The 2,008-nt window shown below is 69.1% G+C and carries 3 protein-coding genes; all 3 read right to left on the reverse strand.

Features of this window, described 5'->3' with window-relative positions; all coding sequences use genetic code 11:
- A partial coding sequence (locus WA944_RS12600) for a recombinase family protein (protein WP_526611552.1) occupies window positions 1–1,550 on the reverse strand: 1,550 nt, incomplete at its 3' end.
- Window positions 1,543–1,713, reverse strand: a complete 171-nt coding sequence (locus WA944_RS12605; RefSeq protein ID WP_526371158.1) for a hypothetical protein — start codon at window positions 1,711–1,713, stop codon at window positions 1,543–1,545. The genes WA944_RS12600 and WA944_RS12605, both read right to left, overlap by 8 nt.
- A gap of 78 nt (window positions 1,714–1,791) precedes the next feature.
- Window positions 1,792–2,008: hypothetical protein (locus WA944_RS12610; RefSeq protein ID WP_526646995.1), on the reverse strand; the 217-nt coding region annotated here is incomplete at its 5' end.

Consider the following 2,008-nt stretch of genomic DNA (forward strand, 5'->3'; position numbering starts at 1 on the left):
ATCAGCAACCGCAGCAACTGCTTTCGTTCCCGGATCGTTGTGGTGTCGGCGTCGAACACCGCCCGCAGATCAGCACCCGCGTGGGATAGCCAGGCCACCTCCTCCTCGGTGAGCACCGCCGGCCGGCGGGAAAGCTGCGCGGCCAGGTCGGCCTCGGCTTGACGCGCCGTGACCAGCCGCGCTTCCCAGTCGCGTTCCAGGCTGCGGGCGACCAACCGGTTTTCGGGCTCCACCGCGTCGAACTGGCGGCGGGCTCGCTCGGCCTCGTAACGGGCCCGCTCGGCGGCCAGCTCGAACGCCCGCACCCGCCGGGCGTGCTGATCCTCGGCCTCGGCGAGTGCAGCGGCGGTGGCCGCCAACGCGGCCGGCGCCAACACCATGAACATCTCCTCGACCACAGCGGCATCCAGGCGGCGTCCGCTCAGACTCTGACAGCTGCGCGCCGAGCCATACAACCGCAGTCCCTGCGCGCACAGATACCGTGGGACCCGGCCATCCGGGCCGGAGTAGCCGACCAGCATCCGCCGCCCGCACTTGCCGCACACCACCAGCCCCTGCAGCAAGGCGCGGCCCTCACGCACCGCCCCGCCGCCCTGCCCTTTGGGCGGGCGTGCGTTGGCGCGCAACCGATCCCGGTTCGCCAGATAGGTCTGCCAGGACACATAGCCGGGATGATGATCCGGGATGGTCACCTCCCACTGCTCACGCGGCAATTCCTGATCGCGGACGACGATGCGGCCCGCCTCGTCCAGACGCCGGCTCACCTTCGTTCGCCCGAACACGTACGCACCACCATAGGCGGGGTTGGTCAAGAAATCGTGGACCGCCGGGTAGGTCGCCTCGGCCCAGCGGACGATCCGCGCGCCAGCGGACCGGCGCGGCAGCCGCAGGCCATCCGCGCGCAGCGACAGCACCACCTGACGCGCCGAACCCAGCTCGTCGAACCGGTCGAACACAGCCGTGATCGCGGCGCGGACCGCCTCATCCCGGCTGAGCACCACCCGGTCGTCCTCGTCGTAGTCCAGCCCGACCGGCAGCAGTTGGCGCAGCTCGCCCCGCGCGGCCTTGTGCCGCAGCCCGGCATCCAGCCGCGATCGCAGCACGTGCAGCTCAGCCTCGCTCATCGTGCCCTTCAACCCAAGCACGAGCCGGTCGTTGTAGTCACCGGGGTGATACATCCCGTCGGTGTCGGCGATCAGGGTGTCGGTCATCGCGCACAGGTCCAGCAGGTGATACCAGTCTGCGTTGCGCCGGGCCAACCGAGACACCTCGATGCCCAGCACCAGACCAACCTGCCCCAACCCGACCGCGGCGACCAATCCCTGAAACCCGCCGCGCGCGTCGGCATCCGCGCCTGAACAGCCCAGGTCGTCATCGACCACCCGTACCCGGTCAGCTGGCCACCCCAGATGTTGGGCTCGCTGCGCCAATTCGTATTGCCGGTTGAGGCTTTCGGTGTTCTCCCGCACCTGCGTCATCGTCGATTGCCGCACATACACCCAGGCTTCCCGCTCCAGGTGCGTTGCCCGGATCTTGGTCAGCTCAGCCATCACTGCCGTCCTCGGCCAGCACACCCCTGGCGATCATCCGGGCCAGCAGCGACAACACTTGCGCCCGTGTGGGTTCGGGCACCTGCTCCCAGCTCCCGGCCACACACTCCTGCTCCCACGGCAGCCGCAATTGCACCGCGGCCGCTATCCTGATTTCTCGCACGGCTCACCTCCTGGTCTCGTTCGCGCGGATCCAGCGAGGTGAGCCTTGCCCATCCAGGCCGTAACTGGTCGGACCCGGTCACGACGACACGCCCGACGCCGACGCCGCACCGACCTCATGGGCCAGTCGTGACCGCAGCAGCCGAACCCCCTCGACCGACAACGTGGTCGCCAACTGCGTCACAGCGGCGTCACCGCTACCAAACACATCCGTTGAGTCGGCCGCCACCATGCCCGGCGTGCCGTCCGGCAGCACCACCACCAGCCTCAGCACGCCCTGTCGTCGACGAAATGCC

The organism is Mycobacterium sp. (genome assembly GCF_049683355.1).
In the GTDB taxonomy this organism is placed as follows: domain Bacteria; phylum Actinomycetota; class Actinomycetes; order Mycobacteriales; family Mycobacteriaceae; genus Mycobacterium.